The sequence below is a fragment of the Streptomyces sp. NPDC033165 genome (genome assembly GCF_055577965.1).
In genome coordinates, this window is record NZ_JBVIPK010000002.1 from 216,176 (window position 1) to 231,793 (window position 15,618).

General features: G+C 71.1%; 16 protein-coding genes. 6 read left to right on the forward strand and 10 right to left on the reverse strand.

Annotation, left to right across the window (positions count from 1 at the left end; translation table 11 throughout):
* The first annotated feature begins 38 nt into the window (after positions 1-38).
* Genes ACZ5WC_RS05290 through ACZ5WC_RS05300 form a run of 3 tightly spaced genes read left to right on the forward strand, consistent with a single transcriptional unit; the run spans position 39 to position 1,149 of the window.
* Complete coding sequence (locus tag ACZ5WC_RS05290; RefSeq protein WP_468539579.1) at positions 39-299, forward strand: hypothetical protein; 261 nt, start codon at positions 39-41, stop codon at positions 297-299.
* A complete protein-coding gene (locus tag ACZ5WC_RS05295; RefSeq protein WP_468539580.1) occupies positions 296-697 on the forward strand; it encodes a hypothetical protein in 402 nt (133 codons plus the stop codon). Before ACZ5WC_RS05290 ends, ACZ5WC_RS05295 begins: the two co-directional genes overlap by 4 nt.
* A gap of 11 nt (positions 698-708) precedes the next feature.
* Positions 709-1,149: a hypothetical protein gene (locus tag ACZ5WC_RS05300; RefSeq protein WP_468539581.1), complete on the forward strand. Its 441-nt coding sequence runs from the start codon at positions 709-711 to the stop codon at positions 1,147-1,149.
* 136 nt (positions 1,150-1,285) lie between these two features.
* Here ACZ5WC_RS05300 and ACZ5WC_RS05305 read toward each other — a convergent pair whose 3' ends face one another.
* On the reverse strand, positions 1,286-1,741 hold the full coding sequence (locus ACZ5WC_RS05305; RefSeq protein WP_468539582.1) for a VOC family protein: 456 nt from the start codon (positions 1,739-1,741) through the stop codon (positions 1,286-1,288).
* A gap of 142 nt (positions 1,742-1,883) precedes the next feature.
* On the opposite strand from ACZ5WC_RS05305, the gene ACZ5WC_RS05310 reads away from it, so the two are divergent.
* Both ACZ5WC_RS05310 and ACZ5WC_RS05315 read left to right on the forward strand, forming a co-directional pair.
* Entirely contained in the window at positions 1,884-2,504 is a 621-nt protein-coding gene (locus tag ACZ5WC_RS05310) for a CGNR zinc finger domain-containing protein (protein WP_468539583.1), read from the forward strand.
* Positions 2,505-2,580: 76 nt separating this feature from the next.
* Positions 2,581-2,970: an SRPBCC family protein gene (locus ACZ5WC_RS05315; protein ID WP_468539584.1), complete on the forward strand. Its 390-nt coding sequence runs from the start codon at positions 2,581-2,583 to the stop codon at positions 2,968-2,970.
* Between the two features lie 45 nt (positions 2,971-3,015).
* Here ACZ5WC_RS05315 and ACZ5WC_RS05320 read toward each other — a convergent pair whose 3' ends face one another.
* The 4 genes from ACZ5WC_RS05320 to ACZ5WC_RS05335 form a co-directional block, all read right to left on the reverse strand.
* A complete protein-coding gene (locus ACZ5WC_RS05320) occupies positions 3,016-3,495 on the reverse strand; it encodes a hypothetical protein (RefSeq protein WP_468539585.1) in 480 nt (159 codons plus the stop codon).
* A 19-nt stretch (positions 3,496-3,514) separates the two neighbouring features.
* Positions 3,515-5,293 carry an FAD-dependent monooxygenase gene (locus ACZ5WC_RS05325; protein ID WP_468539586.1) on the reverse strand — a complete coding sequence of 593 codons (1,779 nt, stop codon included), beginning with the start codon at positions 5,291-5,293 and terminating at the stop codon, positions 3,515-3,517.
* Positions 5,294-5,360: 67 nt separating this feature from the next.
* Positions 5,361-6,365 (reverse strand): EamA family transporter RarD, encoded by a 1,005-nt coding sequence (rarD, locus tag ACZ5WC_RS05330; RefSeq protein ID WP_468539587.1) that lies wholly within the window; start codon positions 6,363-6,365, stop codon positions 5,361-5,363.
* A 225-nt stretch (positions 6,366-6,590) separates the two neighbouring features.
* Positions 6,591-7,451 carry an SDR family oxidoreductase gene (locus tag ACZ5WC_RS05335; RefSeq protein WP_468539588.1) on the reverse strand — a complete coding sequence of 287 codons (861 nt, stop codon included), beginning with the start codon at positions 7,449-7,451 and terminating at the stop codon, positions 6,591-6,593.
* Positions 7,452-7,686: 235 nt separating this feature from the next.
* On the opposite strand from ACZ5WC_RS05335, the gene ACZ5WC_RS05340 reads away from it, so the two are divergent.
* On the forward strand, positions 7,687-8,022 hold the full coding sequence (locus tag ACZ5WC_RS05340) for a winged helix-turn-helix transcriptional regulator (protein WP_468539952.1): 336 nt from the start codon (positions 7,687-7,689) through the stop codon (positions 8,020-8,022).
* 70 nt (positions 8,023-8,092) lie between these two features.
* Here the strand turns inward: ACZ5WC_RS05340 and ACZ5WC_RS05345 are convergent, their stop codons facing one another.
* The 5 genes from ACZ5WC_RS05345 to ACZ5WC_RS05365 form a co-directional block, all read right to left on the reverse strand.
* Positions 8,093-9,166 carry a 2-oxoacid:ferredoxin oxidoreductase subunit beta gene (locus ACZ5WC_RS05345; RefSeq protein ID WP_468539589.1) on the reverse strand — a complete coding sequence of 358 codons (1,074 nt, stop codon included), beginning with the start codon at positions 9,164-9,166 and terminating at the stop codon, positions 8,093-8,095.
* A complete protein-coding gene (locus ACZ5WC_RS05350; protein WP_468539590.1) occupies positions 9,159-11,123 on the reverse strand; it encodes a 2-oxoacid:acceptor oxidoreductase subunit alpha in 1,965 nt (654 codons plus the stop codon). The genes ACZ5WC_RS05345 and ACZ5WC_RS05350 overlap by 8 nt, the downstream gene beginning before the upstream one ends.
* A gap of 428 nt (positions 11,124-11,551) precedes the next feature.
* Positions 11,552-12,211 (reverse strand): LuxR C-terminal-related transcriptional regulator, encoded by a 660-nt coding sequence (locus tag ACZ5WC_RS05355; RefSeq protein ID WP_468539953.1) that lies wholly within the window; start codon positions 12,209-12,211, stop codon positions 11,552-11,554.
* A 536-nt stretch (positions 12,212-12,747) separates the two neighbouring features.
* Positions 12,748-14,109: a sensor histidine kinase gene (locus ACZ5WC_RS05360; protein ID WP_468539591.1), complete on the reverse strand. Its 1,362-nt coding sequence runs from the start codon at positions 14,107-14,109 to the stop codon at positions 12,748-12,750.
* A 230-nt stretch (positions 14,110-14,339) separates the two neighbouring features.
* Positions 14,340-15,512: a sensor histidine kinase gene (locus ACZ5WC_RS05365; protein WP_468539592.1), complete on the reverse strand. Its 1,173-nt coding sequence runs from the start codon at positions 15,510-15,512 to the stop codon at positions 14,340-14,342.
* Positions 15,513-15,618 lie beyond the last annotated feature (106 nt).

Genomic DNA, 15,618 nt, shown 5'->3' on the forward strand with positions numbered 1-15,618 from the left:
CGCCCCGGTAGTCATACGGCTACAGAGAGGAGCGATAGGTGTACGGCGAGAACGCTTGCCCGAATGCACAGGAGCCTCCCGGCCCCCCGGTCCCCGGCACGCTCGTGGTCGACACCGGTCGGGGTGGCCGCGTGGGGGAGTTCCGAGGGGTCGCCGGCCCCTACTGGTCGCTCCGGCCCGTCGGCGGCGGCGCTGAGTGGGAGGCGGAGCCCCGCCTGGTCCGCCTCGCGCTCCCCATGGAGCAGCTGCGCGCGAGGACCGCGTGGCTCAACGCGCGCAGCCGGGGTGAGGTGCTGTGAACGTGGCGCGAGGGCGTGCCGATTGGTACCTGGCCGAGAGCCACGGGGGTGACGCGGCGCGGTCCTTCCGGCTCGGCGGCATCGTCGCGCCGACGCGGCGACTGGCCCTCCGCTGGCTGCGGCGGCAGGCCCGGCGCCTCGCGGACGCGCTCGACCCGGACCCGTACGCCCCCTGGGTTCCGGCCCGCGCACTGTACCCGGTCTCCGGGGCCAGGCCTGATGTACCGGCCGAACTCCGTTCCTGGGCAAGCAGTTTCCGGGAGCATGACTACGCGCTGCTGAGGCTCGCGGACGGACTGCCGTACGAGTTCGTGGCCCGGGACGACACGTCCTGGTACGGGCTCGTCATGCGCCCCCTGGCTCCCGCCCGTACCCCTCTTCCCTCCCCCTGCCCATAAGGATGCGCGACATGTTGCAGTGCACCGCTGTCACCGAACTCCCCGAGATGGGCGCGCGGGTCGCGCTCATGGCCCTGGAGGGCGGACCCGGTCAGGAGGCGGGCGTGAAGCCTGTCCCCCTCCTGGACGACTTCCTGCTCTGTGAACTCGGCGAGCACGGCGAGGAGACCGAGCACGCGGCCCAGCTCTGGTCGGCCGACAGGCCTGCCGTGCGGGACTTATGGATGTTCTGGACGGACACCGGTACGCGCCGGAAGTTCCGGTTCGCCGAACTGCTGCCGTGCCCCGCCGTGATCCGTCGGCTGTCCGTCACGGAGGGGGATGCGTGCGTGCTGTTCGACCGGCATCCGGCCGCGCACTCCTGGGATGTGACGGACCCGCTCGCGGACCTGATGGCGGAGCGGGTCCGGCAGGAGGTGCTGCGCGAGCGGGACGGACGGGACCAGGAATGAAGGGAGGGGGGGGCAGGGATGGGGGCGGGGGCTGGCGACGGCATCCGCGTCGCACGGCCGTCACCTGCGCGGAAGACCCGTAGAGGGCTCCCGTACGGATTCGGGCCCTGCGCTCCCGCGCACGTCCAGCCTCCCGTCAGTGCAGGCAGAACTCGTTGCCCTCAGGATCTGCCAGTACGAGCCAGCTCCCGCCCTGCTCGTCGACCGTGCGCAGCACCCGCGCGCCCAGCTCCACCAGCCGCGCGGCCTCCGCATCGCGCTGCCCCGGCTCGGAGTGGACATCGATGTGGAGGCGGTTCTTCACCGTCTTCGGCTCCGGTACCCGCTGGAAGAGCAGCCGCCGCCCCAGCCCCGTACCGCTGTTCTCCTCGTACGGGTCGTCCGGGTGCCGGGCCGCCGCGAGGTCGAGCCAGGCGCGGCGGCCGTGGGCGTGGGTGGTGATGGCCTCGGGCACCGCTCCGGCCGCGAGCAGCTGCTCGACCAGGGGGCTGTTGTCCTCGACGAGGTAGCCCAGGGCCGCGGCCCAGAAGCCGGCCTGGGCGTGCGGGTCGGCGCTGTCGATCACGAGCTTCCAGGACAGGGTCTTCGTCATGGAAACCGTTTATAGTGGTTACATGAGTGGCAGGGCAAATGACGCGCCGGAACCGAGGAAGACGCCGCCGGAGCGAGCCGAGCTGGTGGCGCGACAGGGGGCTGCTGGGCCTGCTGGCTCTGGCATGCCTCCCGGGCCTGGCGTGCTTGGCGGTACCTCCGGGGCTGCTGGGTCTGCCGGGCTGCTTCTGCGGCACCCGGACGGCAGCTCATTCCGGTTCGATCCGGGCGCGCTGTGTCTGGAGTTGCTGACGACCGGCGGCCCCGGCCCACTCGCGTACTTCGAGATGCTGCGCGCGCCCGCCGACCTGGTGCGCTGGGCGGCGGAATGCCGGCTTCCCGATGGGCTGGGCCTCGCCGTCGGCGAGGACGAGGTGGCTGCCGCGCGGGTGCTGCGCGACGCGCTCTGGCGGCTGGGGGAGGGGCATGTGCACGCGCTGCCGCCCGGGCCGGAGGACCTCGCAGTCGTCAACGAGGCGGCGGCGCACCTCCCCCTGACGGCCCGGCTGAACGGGACCGGCGGCCGGGAGTGGGTGCCAGGGAGTACCGGCACCGGGCTGCTGTCCACCGTCGCCCGCGACGCGATCGACCTGTTCACCGGGGCGTACGCCCACCGGGTCCGCACCTGCTCCGCGCACGACTGCCGCCTGTTGTTCGTCGACACCTCCCGGCCCGGCAAGCGCCGCTGGTGCTCGATGGAGCGCTGCGGCAACCGGCACAAGGTCCGGGCCCACCGCGCCCGGCTCACCACCACGGACGAGTAGCCAGTGACCGCCGACCACCGACCACCGACCACTGACCGCCGACCAGTGACCGCCGACGAGTGAAGGGACTTTCATCATGCCGACCGGACTCACTCAGGACGCGGGCTGGGAGATCGGCGTCTCCCGGACCATCCGCCGACCGCTGACCGCCGTATGGGAGTTCATCGTCGGGCCCGAGGGCATCGCCCTCTGGCTGGGCATCGACGGCCCCCTGCCCACCGAGAAGGGCGCTCCGTACCGTACGGCCGACGGGCTCGGCGGGGAGCTGCGCAGTTACCGCCCGGGCGACCGGGTGCGGCTCACGTACGGCACCTCCACCGTCCAGGTCGCCGTGACGCCCGGCAGCTCCGCCGACCGGACCGTGCTGAGCTTCCACCAGGAGCGTCTGGCGAGCGCCGAGGAGCGCGAGGAGCGGCGTACGTACTGGAAGAACGCGATGGACCGGGTGGAGGCCGAGCTGACCTGACCGCCCAAGGCCCAGGTCGCGCCCAACCCAGGCCGCGCCCGGTACTCAGGCCTCGCGCGCGGGGTTGGCGGGGCACGTGGGGCAGGAGTGCCCGTCGATCGAGGCCAGCAGCCGTTCGGCGGCGGCCCGTACCGACCGTGTCGGCTGTGTCTCCTCGGGTGCGGCGGCCAGCCGGGTGGCCGTGGCGCGACCTGCCACCACCGCATCGTGGGCGGCGCGGGCCCACGTGGGGTGCTCCGCGTTCCCGGCGGCCAGAATGGTGGCGAGCAGGTCCAGCACGCCCGCCCGGTTCCTGACCGTGTCCGTCGCCGCCAGCTCCCACAGGAACGGCACCGTCGCCACGGTCGAGTCGAAGACGGGCGGCGCGCCGATCCACCGTTCCAGATCGCTCAGGGCCTCGTCCGAGTCCGGCGCGTCTCCCCAGGCTATCCGCGACAGCACACCGGGAACCTGGGACGCGGAGCCGTACGCGTGCTGTAGCTCGTGCCACCGCACGTTCCTCATGGCCCCCAGCACAGTCCCCATCCGGGCACTCAATCAGCCTTTACCTCACGGCGTCCACCATGCTGGTGCGCCGCCCACCCGCTTCGTGCAGCCGACGCAGGTACTCCCGTACGGAACGGGCGTCGTCCGCCGAAGCGAGCACGCCCACGTGGTGGTCGGGCCGGATGACGACGACCGTCCCCGCGTCCGTACCGCCGGAGGCATCCATTCCGTACGCCGCGCCGTACCCCGCTCCGTAAGCCCTTTCATACGCCGTTCCGTACGCGGCCGCAGCGTGGCCCGCCTCGTCGATCACCGCTCCCGGCTCCGCCCCGGCATGGTCCTCGTGCGCCGCGTACACCCGGCAGGTCCGCACCCCGGCAGCCCCGTACGCGGCGGCCGCCTCGCGCAGGACCGCCGCGCTCCCGGGGCCGAAGCCGAGGACCGTGGTGCGGGGGCCCGCGAAGACGCGGTGCAGCCGCGTACGGGATCCGGTCGCGGCGTCCCGGCAGGGCGCGTCCGGCGCCCGGTCCCCGGGGCGCGGGGCGGCGGACGCGCGGTGCCCCTCGGGGGCGCCGGCTGCCAGGGAGCTCCACCGGTAGCCGATGCCCAGACCGGTGGTGTCGGCGGTGATCGCCGTGTCCAGGCCGCCGCCGGGCGTGCGGATCGCCTCAAGGGTGGCGCGCAGTCGCTCGGAGGCGAGGTCCAGGGTGTGAGCGGCCACCGGAAGCCGCTCCTTCTCGTAGGTGTCCAGCAACTCCGCGCCCGCGTCGCCACTGAGTACCAGCCCGAGCTTCCACCCCAGGTTGAACGCGTCCTGGATACCGGTGTTCATCCCGAGGCCGCCCGCGATGGGGTGCACATGCGCCGCGTCGCCCGCGAGGAAGACCCGCCCCTCGCGGAAACGGTCCGCCAGCCGCACATTGACCCGGTACGTCGACAGCAGACCGGCCCGTGTGAGGTGGTGGCCGGGGAGCCCGGTGTGGCGGGTGAGCAGTCGCCGGAACCCGTCGGCGGAGGGCGCGAGCGGCTGACCCCGCCCGTCCCGTTCCGGACCGGCCTGGAACCACCAGCCCGTGCGCGTACCGGGGATCGGGCAGAGCATGACCGCGCCGTCCTCGTCGAACCACTGGTGCCAGCGGCCGCGGTCCGGGGCACCCTCAGCCAGGTCGCCCAGGTCGCCCAGGTCGCCCAGGTATACATCGCCGCAGACCATCACCTGGTCCTCGGCGGTCGTTCCCTCGAAGCCGATCCCGAGCATCTTCCGTACGGAGCTGTGGGCGCCGTCGCAGCCGACGACGTACCGCGCGCGTTCGACCGTTCGCTCGGTTCCGTCCCTGAGCGTGACGGTGACATGGCCCCCGATCGTGTCACCGTCCCCCGGTGACACCGAGCCCCCGCCCCCCTCTGCCGCCGAGCCCCCGCTGGCCTGCGCCAGCCCCACCACCTCGCGGCCCAGCTCGACCCGGACGCCGTACCCGGCCAGCCGTTCGCGCAGGATCTCCTCCAGGCGCCACTGGGCGATCAGCCACCCCCGGTCGTAGGGCACGTCCGGCGTCGGCGCCGAGTCCGCCCACGGATCGGTCTCCGTGACCGGCAGGCGGTCGCGGTACTTGAGCATCGGCAGTGGCGCTGAACCGGCCGCGAGTACCGCGTCGACCACCCCGAGGTCGTCCAGGACCTCCAGCGACCGAGGGTTGGGACCCTTCGCGCGCGAGGTGCGGGGCGGGGTGGGTGACCGGTCCACGATCCGCACGGCCGCGCCGCGCCGGGCCAGATCGCAGGCCAGAACCAGCCCGGTGGGTCCCGCGCCCACGATGAGTACGTCAGTCATGCCCATGCCTCTCCTTCGGTCGCGCTTCCGTCCATCCGGGGACCAGGGAAACGTAACCGAGTAAGAAAAGCAACTAGGTAATCTTTTGTGGTGCGGAGTCCGGGCTCACGGCCGCCGGAGCGCTGCCCGGAGTCGTAGGTGCGGGTGCGGGTGCGGCGGCCGCCTTGGCCAGCAGCTTCACCGCCCGCGCCCGATTGCGCCGCGCCGTGCGCAACGCGTCCCAGGTCAGGAGTGACAGGGCCAGCCAGACGAGGGCGAACCCGGCCCACCGCTCGGGAGGCATCGCCTCGTGGAAGTAGAGGACGCCCAGCGTGAACTGGAAGACCGGGGCCAGATACTGGAGCAGCCCCAGCGTGGACAGCGGCACCCGGACCGCCGACGCGCCGAAGCAGATCAGCGGTACCGCGGTGACGATGCCCGTTGCCGCGAGCAGCGCCCCGTGCCCCGCGCCCCCGGCCGTGAACGTCGACGCGCCGGTGGCGGTGAGCCAGAGCAGGAAGCCGAGCGCGGGCAGGAACAGCACGGCGGTCTCGGCGGCCAGGGACTCCAGGCCGCCCATGTTCACCTTCTTCTTGACCAGCCCGTACGTGGCGAAGGAGAACGCCAGCACCAGCGAGATCCACGGCGGCCGCCCGTACCCGATCGCCAGCACGAGCACGGCGACCAGGCCGGTGGTGACCGCGATCCACTGGACCGGCCGCAGCCGTTCACCCAGCAGTAGAACGCCCATGGCGATGGTGACCAGCGGATTGATGAAGTAGCCGAGCGAGGCCTCGACGACTTGGCCGTTGTTCACGGCCCAGATGTAGAGGCCCCAGTTGACGGTGATGGTCGCCGCCGCGAGCGATATCAGCCCGAGCTTTCGCCGGTCGCGGGCCAACTCGCCGATCCAGGCCCAGCGGCGCATCGCGAGCAGGGCGATCCCGACGAGACCCAGGGACCAGACCATCCGGTGGGCGAGGATCTCCATCGCCCCGGACGGCTTCAACAGCGGCCAGAACAGGGGGACCAGGCCCCACATCCCGTACGCGCCGAATCCGTACAGCAGACCTGCCCGCTGCTCGTTCTTCCCCTCCACGGGCCCTCCTGGTCAAACCGGTCCACCTGTACGTCGACGGATTGGCCGACTGGATGAAGGTAGCGCCGGAAGAGCCTCGTGTCATAGCCGTCTCGCGGAAACACTCATGACATCCCCGCGTGCGGTGGGGCGCGGTGGGGTGTGGTGAAGCGCGGCGGGGTGCGGCGGGGCGCGGCGGGGCGCGGTGCGCCCGGGCCAAAGGCGGTGATCAGGTCCGGGTGGTGATCAGGCCCCGGCCAGGGCCGTACGTACGGTCTCGGCGAGCGGCGTCGTCGGGCGGCCGATCAGCCGGGCGAGGTCGCCGCTCGTCCCGGCGAGCAGCCCGCGCCCGATCGCCTTGTCCACGTCGACGAGGATCGCGGCGAAGCCCTCGGGAAGCCCCGCGCCGACCAGGATCTCCTGGTGCACGGCCGCCGGGACGTCGTTGTACGCGATGTTCTTGCCGATCACCTCGGACAGCAACGCGGCGTACTCGGCGAACGACCAGGCGGTGTCGCCGCTCAGTTCGTAGACCGTGTTCAGGTGGCCCTCGCCGGTCAGGACGGCGGCCGCGGCGGCGGCGTAGTCGGCCCGGGGGGCGGAGGCGACGCGGCCCGTGCCCGCGTTGGCGACGACCGCGCCGTGCTCCAGGACCGGAGCCAGGTTGGCGGTGTAGTTCTCGGTGTACCAGCCGTTGCGCAGCAGGGTGTACGGCAGCCCCGAGTCCAGGATCAGCTGCTCGGTGGCCTTGTGCTCGTCGGCCAGCGTGAAGTCCGCGTCCGGTCCGCCGAGGATGCCGGTGTACGCGAGCTGCGCGACGCCCGCCGCCTTCGCCGCGTCGATGACCGCGGTGTGCTGCGGCACCCTCCTGCCGACCTCGCTGCCGGAGATCAGGAGCACCCGGTCACCGGACCGGAACGCTCCGGTCAGCGTCTCGGTCCGGTCGTAGTCCGCGATGCGCAGCTCGACGCCCCGGGCAGCGAGCCCGGCGGCCTTCTCCTTGTTCCGTACGACGGCGGCGATCTCGCCGGCCGGGACCGTGGTCAGCAGGGAGTCGATGACGAGGTGGCCGAGCTCTCCGGTGGCTCCGGTGACGACGATGCTCATGGGGGGTGCTCCGATTTCGGTGGTTCGATCCGCTTATAGCGCTTCTGCTGTGCTTTGGCGCTTCTGGGACGAGCCTACGGATAGCGCTAACTAAAAGAAAGTACCAACTTTGAAGTAAGGTACTGGCATGGAAGTAAGGGCAACAGGTGTCAATCCGCCCCATCGCGAGCTGCTGAACCATGAGGCGCGGAACCGCAAGTCGCCGAACCACAGGACGCCCGATGTCAATCAGCCGATGTGCCCCTCCCGGCTGGTGCTGGAGCATGTGACGAGCCGCTGGGGCGTCCTCGTCCTGGCGGCGCTTCTGGAACGTTCGCACCGCTTCAGCGAGCTGCGTCGCACGGTCGGCGGCGTCAGCGAGAAGATGCTCGCCCAGACGCTCCAGACGCTGGAGCGCGACGGCTTCGTCCACCGGGACGCGAAACCGGTGATCCCGCCGCGGGTGGACTACTCACTCACCCCGATCGGCATCGAGGCCGCCGAACAGGTGTGGGCGCTCGCCCGCTGGACCGAACGCCAGGTGGACGCGGTGCAGACGGCGCGCGAGGCATACGACAGGGCCCGGACCTGACTCCCGCCGCCCGTGGTGGTGCGCGGCGAGGAACGGTCCGGGCCCTGGGTGCCCGTGGTGACGGCGGCGCTCAGCCGATGACCGTCCAGGTGTCGTTCCCGGCGAGCAGCGCGCCGAGGTCGCCCTTGCCGTCGCGGTCCACCGCGCTGTCGAGCTGGTCGGACATCAGAGTGTCGTAGACAGGCCGCTGGACGCTGCGCAGCACCCCGATGGGGGTGTGGTGCAGGGTGTCGGCGTCGGCGAGCCGCGACAGCGCGAACGCCGTGGTGGGGGAGTCGGCGTGGGCGTCGTGGACGAGGACCTGCGAACGGTTCTCGTCGGTGACCGCGACGACCTCCAGATCACCGGTGGCCTGGTTGCGGACGACGCCCTTGGACCCCTCGGCGCCGAACAGGATCGGCTCCCCGTGCTCAAGCCGGATGACCGCCTCGGTCGCCTGCTCCTTGTCCTTGAGCACCTCGAACGCACCGTCGTTGAAGATGTTGCAGTTCTGGTAGATCTCCACCAGCGCTGTGCCGGGGTGCTCGGCCGCCGCGCGCAACACGCTCGTGAGGTGCTTGCGGTCGGAGTCGACCGTCCGCGCCACGAAGGTCGCCTCCGCCCCGATGGCGAGGGAGACCGGGTTGAACGGCGCGTCGAGCGAACCCATCGGCGTCGACTTGGTGATCTTGCCGATCTCGGAGGTGGGGCTGTACTGGCCCTTCGTCAGGCCGTAGATCCGGTTGTTGAACAGCAGGATCTTCAGGTTGACGTTGCGGCGCAGGGCGTGGATGAGGTGGTTGCCGCCGATGGAGAGCGCGTCGCCGTCACCGGTGACCACCCATACCGACAGGTCCCGGCGCGAGGTGGCCAGTCCGGTGGCGATGGAGGGGGCACGGCCGTGGATGGAGTGCATCCCGTAGGTGTTCATGTAGTACGGGAAGCGGGAGGAGCAGCCGATGCCGGAGACGAAGGCGATGTTCTCCTTGGCCAGGCCCAGCTCGGGCATGAACCCCTGCACGGCGGCGAGAACGGCGTAGTCGCCGCAGCCGGGGCACCAGCGCACTTCCTGGTCGGACTTGAAGTCCTTCATGGACTGCTTCGCCTCGGCCTTGGGCACCAGCTGCAGCAGTTCGTTGTGCTGCAGTTCCTCGGTGTCAGGCATCGATGGCCTCCTTGAGAGCTGTGGCGAGCTGCTCGGCCTTGAACGGCATTCCGTTGACCTGGTTGTAGCTGTGGGCGTCCACCAGATACTTCGCCCGCAGCAGCATCGCGAGCTGACCGAGGTTCATCTCCGGCACGACGACCTTGTCGTAACGCTTCAGCACCTCGCCGAGGTTCCTCGGGAAGGGGTTGAGGTGGCGCAGATGGGCCTGGGCGATGGGCTGCCCGGCGGCGCGGAGCCGGCGTACGGCGGCGGTGATCGGCCCGTACGTCGAGCCCCAGCCGAGCACCAGGGTGCCGGCCCCGGCCGGGTCGTCGACGGTGAGGTCGGGGACCTCGATGCCGTCGATCTTCGCCTGGCGCGTACGGACCATGAGGTCGTGGTTGGCCGGGTCGTAGGAGATGTTGCCGGTGCCGTCCTGCTTCTCGATCCCGCCGATCCGGTGCTCAAGGCCGGGGGTCCCGGGGATCGCCCAGGGGCGGGCCAGGGTGTGCGGGTCGCGCTTGTAGGGCCAGAACACCTCGGTGCCGTCGGCCAGGGTGTGGTTCGGGCCGGTGGCGAAGGAGGTGGTGAGGTCCGGCAGGCTGTCGGTCTCAGGGATGCGCCACGGCTCGGAACCGTTGGCCAGATAGCCGTCGGAGAGCAGGAAGACCGGGGTGCGGTAGGTCAGGGCGATGCGGGCCGCGTCGATCGCGGCGTCGAAGCAGTCGGCCGGGGTCTGCGGGGCCACGATCGGGACCGGGGCCTCGCCGTTCCTGCCGTACATCGCCTGGAGCAGGTCTGCCTGCTCGGTCTTGGTCGGCAGCCCGGTGGAGGGGCCGCCGCGCTGGATGTCGATGATCAGCAGCGGCAGCTCCAGGGAGACCGCGAGCCCGATCGTCTCCGACTTCAGCGCCACACCCGGCCCCGACGTCGTGGTCACGCCCAGCGACCCACCGAACGCGGCGCCCAGCGCCGCCCCGATCCCGGCGATCTCGTCCTCGGCCTGGAAGGTCCGCACACCGAAGTTCTTGTGCCGCGACAGCTCGTGCAGGATGTCGGAGGCCGGGGTGATCGGATACGAGCCCAGGTAGAGCGGCAGGTCGGCGAGCTGCCCCGCGGCGATCAGGCCGTAGGACAGAGCCAGGTTCCCCGAGATGTTGCGGTAGGTGCCGGTGGGGAACGCCTGGGAGGCCGGGGCGACCTCGTAGGAGACCGCGAAGTCCTCCGTGGTCTCGCCGAAATTCCACCCGGCCCGGAAGGCCGCCACGTTCGCCTCGGCGATCTGCGGCTTCTTCGCGAACTTCTGCCGCAGGAACGCCTCCGTCCCCTCGGTCGGCCGGTGGTACATCCACGACAGCAGCCCGAGCGCGAACATGTTCTTGCTGCGCTCGGCCTCCCTGCGGGGAAGCCCGAACTCCTTCAGCGCCTCGATCGTGAGCGTCGTCAGCGGCACCGGGTGGACGTTGTACGCCTCCAGCGACCCGTCCTCCAGCGGACTGGTCGCATACCCCACCTTCGCCATCGGCCGCTTCGTGAACTCGTCCGTGTTCACGATGATCTCCGCGCCGCGCGGCACGTCGTCGATGTTCGCCTTCAGCGCGGCGGGGTTCATCGCCACCAGGACGTTCGGAGCGTCGCCCGGGGTGAGGATGTCGTGATCGGCGAAGTGGAGCTGGAAGGAGGAGACCCCGGGCAGGGTGCCTGCGGGGGCGCGGATCTCCGCGGGGAAGTTCGGCAGGGTGGACAGATCGTTGCCGAAGGATGCCGTCTCCGAGGTGAACCGGTCGCCCGTGAGCTGCATCCCGTCACCCGAGTCGCCCGCGAAACGGATGATCACCCGGTCCAGGCGGCGGACCTCTTTCCCGTCGCCGCCCGGCGTTCCCGTCGTACCTGACAGGGGGGCACGCTGGCCCCCGAGGACGGCGTCGTTGGCCTCATCGGCCTTCTCTGCCGCGCTACTGACCTGGCTCGTCACTGAACTGGACCTCCCTTGGGGCGGCGGTTCGGAACCGTCCGGCCAGCCGGCGATCCCAGGGGCCACCCTACGTCCGCACGGGCCGCCCTCCGGAGACCGATCATATGGTGGACACTGTTTTGAGACACCCTTTTAGCCTGGTTTGACATCTTGTGCAAGCCCCCCGATCGTGGGACGGAATCGTTCCGCTTTGGGTCTTTAGTCCTAGGTCCCTCGATTTCTCGTGTGCGGAACTGCCCGGTTCTCGTGTGCAGGGCTGCCCGGCCCGCGCCCGCCGGACACCCGTGGTCCTCCGGAGCGCTCCCGCAGTGCCCCGCAGCGCTTCCACGGCCCTCCCTCGGCGCTCCCGCAATGCTTCCGAGGGTTGTGTGCGCTCCCGTCCCCTGGTTATCTGACAGTGTGTCAGATTCCTGGGGGCGCGGGTGGTTTTAGGAGTTCAGGTAGGTGAGCACGGCGAGGACACGCCGGTGGTCCCCGTCGCTCGGTGAAAGCGCCAGCTTCTGGAAGATGTTGCTGACGTGCTTCTCCACCGCGCCGTCACTCACCACGAGCTGCTTGGCGATGGCGGAGTTGGTCCGGCCCTCGGCCATCAGACCGAGAACCTCGCGCTCACGCGGTGTGAGCCCCGCCAACACGTCCTGCTTACGGCTGCGGCCCAGCAGCTGCGCCACCACTTCCGGGTCCAGCGCCGTGCCGCCCTGAGCCACCCGAACGACCGCGTCCACGAACTCTCGGACCTCGGCCACCCGGTCCTTCAGCAGATACCCCACCCCCCGGCTGCTGCCCGCCAGCAACTCGGTGGCGTACTGCTCCTCGACATACTGCGAAAGGACCAGGACCCCGATGTCCGGATAGTCCTTCCGCAGCCGCACCGCCGCCCGCACGCCCTCGTCCGTGTGTGTCGGCGGCATCCGTACATCGGCCACCACCACATCGGGCAGCTCCTCGCGGGCATCGAGATCCGCCACGGTCTTGAGCAGTGCCTCGGCGTCCCCGACCCCCGCGACCACGTCGTGCCCGAGATCGGTGAGCAGGCGGGTCAGCCCTTCCCTCAGCAGGACCGAATCCTCGGCGATGACTACGCGCACCCTGTTCTCCACGTTCTCCACGACGTCGTTCCCCCACTGTTCCGGCGATTTTCGCGCCACTGCGCGCGCCGCGCCCGCCCACTGCGCCCCGCGTCCCGACCGTCCCAGCATCCCAGGACCCGGACGCCTGTGGGGGCCCTGTGGATAACCCTGACCGACCGGCGTGCACGCACCCGGAAACGCGCTGCTGCCGGGCACGAAGGCCCGGCGGCAGGACGTGGGTGGGAGGAGACGCACGGCGGTCCCGGCGGACTGGCCCCGGCGGACCGGTCCGCCCGCACCGGTCCGGGCGACGGGGCTGAGTCGCCCTGTCCTGTCCTGGCCGTTCCGGCCCTGCCCTGCCCTGCCCTGTCCTGGCCGTTGCGGCTCTGCCCTGTCCAGGGCGGTGCGGCCCCTGCCGTGCCCGGTGCGGCATGGGTCGGCGGGGGGCGGCCTGGGCCCGGATGTCCTGGCCCGGGCTTGGACGGCTCAGTTCTGCCTGGACGGCTCGCGGACCGGTCTTGGCAGGGCAGCTCGTGCGGGTGCGGCCCGCGCGGTCAGCCGCGCCAGGGCAGCTCCGCCGTGACCGTCGTCGGGCCCCCGGCCGGGGAGTCGACCACGAGGACCCCGTCCACGGCGTCCAGCCGTTCCGTGAGCCCTGCCAGGCCGCTGCCCGACGACGCCGAGGCCCCACCCCGGCCGTTGTCCGTGATCTGGAGCATCAGCCGGTCGCCCGCCCGCCACACATCGATCGTGGCCCGGGTCGCCCGCGAGTGCTTGCTGATGTTTTGGAGCAGCTCCGAGACCGTGAAGTACGCGATCCCCTCGATGGCCTGCGCCGGCCGCGACTCCAGGTCCACTTCGACCGTCACGGGAACGGTGCAGCGGGAGGCTATGGCGGAGAGGGCGGCGTCGAGGCCGCGGTCGGTGAGGACGGCGGGGTGGATGCCCCGTGCCAGGTCGCGCAGCTCCTGGAGAGCCACCTTCACCTCGCCGTGCGCCTCGTCGACCATCCGCGCGGCGGCCTCCGGGTCGTCGGCGAGCTTCTCCTTGGCCAGGCCCAGATCCATGGCGAGGGCGACCAGTCGGGCCTGGGCGCCGTCGTGGAGGTCGCGTTCGATGCGGCGCAGGTCGGCGGCGGCGGTGTCCACGACCACCCCCCGGTCCGACTCCAGCTCGGAGACCCGGGTGGCCAGCTGGGACGGGCCTAGCAGACCGGTCACCATCAGCCGGTCCACCGTCAGCAGCCCTCGCACGATCCACGGCGCCACCAGCACCAGCACCAGCCCCAGAGCTCCGGCCAGGGCCAGCTCGGCGGGGGAGTCCAGATACTCCCGGTGGGTGGTGTCCCCGTACAGCTGGAGGCCGTCGCTTCCCACGAACACCGGGAAGATCCAGTGCCACAGCGGATAGGTCAGCGCCATCAGGCCGTACGTCCAGAACGCCACCGCGACCGTGAACGTGAACACCGCCCACGGGAAGTGCAGCAGGGTGTACAGCAGGTGCCGCCAGGACACCCCGCTCTTGAGGACCGCGCCCATCCACGACATCGGGCCACCGGTCTTCCCCCGCACACGCTCAGGATCAGCGACCTCCACCCCCAGCAGCCCGCGCGCCCGGTGCCGCTCCAGCGCGCCGAACCCCCGGCAGACGGCGAGACCGGCCGCGAGGACCGGAATTCCTATGAAGGTGATCAGCAGGCCCGCGCTCAGCGACGTCATGGTGACCGCGAAGACGAACATCACCGTGCTGAGCGGGAAGCTCAGCAGCACATAAAGGAGCTCGCGCCAGGCACGGGCCTCCAGCGGAGCGCGCAGCGGCGCCGGGAGGAAGTGCTTGGCCGGGGACTTCGCCCCGAAGCCGGGGCCGGAACCGTGGTGGTCCCGGTCCCGCGTGTCCGGTCCGTATGCCGTGGCCATGAGTGCCGTCCGTTCCGTCTCTGTCTCAGTCTCTCAGCGGGCTGTACGTGGGGCTTGGTGCGGTGCCGAAGAGGTCCGTCAGTCACCGCGGACCGTTCTCCCTCAAGAGTGCTGGCCGGGTGGATTCCGCACCATGAGGCCCTTCTCCGTATCCGACCGGGGGTTTTCCCCACCCCATGGGAGTGGGAGGCCAGGGCGTTCCCCGGCAGGTGGCCCAGGTGGCAGGTCGCTCAGGCGGCTCGGTCGCGCCAGGGCAGCTCCGCGGTGACGGTGGTCGGCCCGCCCTCGGGCGACTCCAGGACGAACACCCCGTCGACCGCGTCCAGCCGTTCGGCGAGCCCCGCCATGCCCGTACCGCCGTCCATCCGGGCCCCGCCCGTCCCGTCGTCCGTGACCTGGATCAGCAAACGGTCCGCCGTACGCCACACTTCGACGGAGGCCGACCGCGCGCCGCTGTGCTTGCTGACGTTCTGGAGGAGCTCCGAGACGGTGAAGTACGCGATGCCCTCGATCGCCTCCGCGGGCCGCCCGGGAAGCTCCACCGACACCTGGACCGGGACCGTGCAGCGGGAGGCGATCGCGGAGAGGGCGGCGTCGAGGCCGCGGTCGGTGAGGACGGCGGGGTGGATGCCTCGTGCCAGGTCGCGCAGCTCCTGGAGAGCCACCTTGATCTCGCCGTGGGCCTCGTCGACCATTCTGGCAGCCGCCTCGGGATCGTCCGCCAGCTTCTCCTTCGCCAGCCCGAGGCCCATGGCGAGGGCGACCAGTCGGGCCTGGGCGCCGTCGTGGAGGTCGCGTTCGATGCGGCGCAGGTCGGCGGCGGCGGTGTCCACGACCACGCCCCGGTCCGATTCCAGCTCCGCGATCCGCCGCTCCAGCTCGTCCGAGGGCGACAGCAGCCCGCGCACCATGGCCCGGTCCACCGTCGTCAGCCCTCGTGTGATGAAGGGGAGCACCGGCCACAGCACGAACAGGCTCACCAGCGTCAGCGCGAACGTCAGCACGCCCCACGGCAGCCGGATGAACCCGTACAACAACGACCGCCAGCCCACCGGGTCCTTCAGCCCCGACCACAACCGGCTGAAGACACCCTCCCCACGGGGGGCGTGTGCCAACGGGCTCGGCTCATCGACCTGTACGCCCAGCATCGACCGGGCCCGCCGACGCTCCAACCGTCCCAGCAGCCGGGCGGCCCGGAGCCCGCCGACGAGCAGCGGCAGGCCGACCACCGTGACGGACAGGCCCGCACCGAAAGCGATCACGAGGACCGTGCAGACGAACCCGACGACGGCCAGCGGCAGATTGGCGAGCAGATATCCGACCTCCCGCCAGGTCCACCGGTCGAGGGCGAATCGGGCAGGTGGCAGGGGTGAGGGGCCCGGCACGGGAGGGGTCATGGTCATACCGACAGCCTGCCGGGCCGCCTCGGCGCACGCCATGGGGCTCATGGGTGGGGTGAAGTAGGGATAACCCCACCTGATGCCCGACGCGGCTGCTTACGCTCCGTTT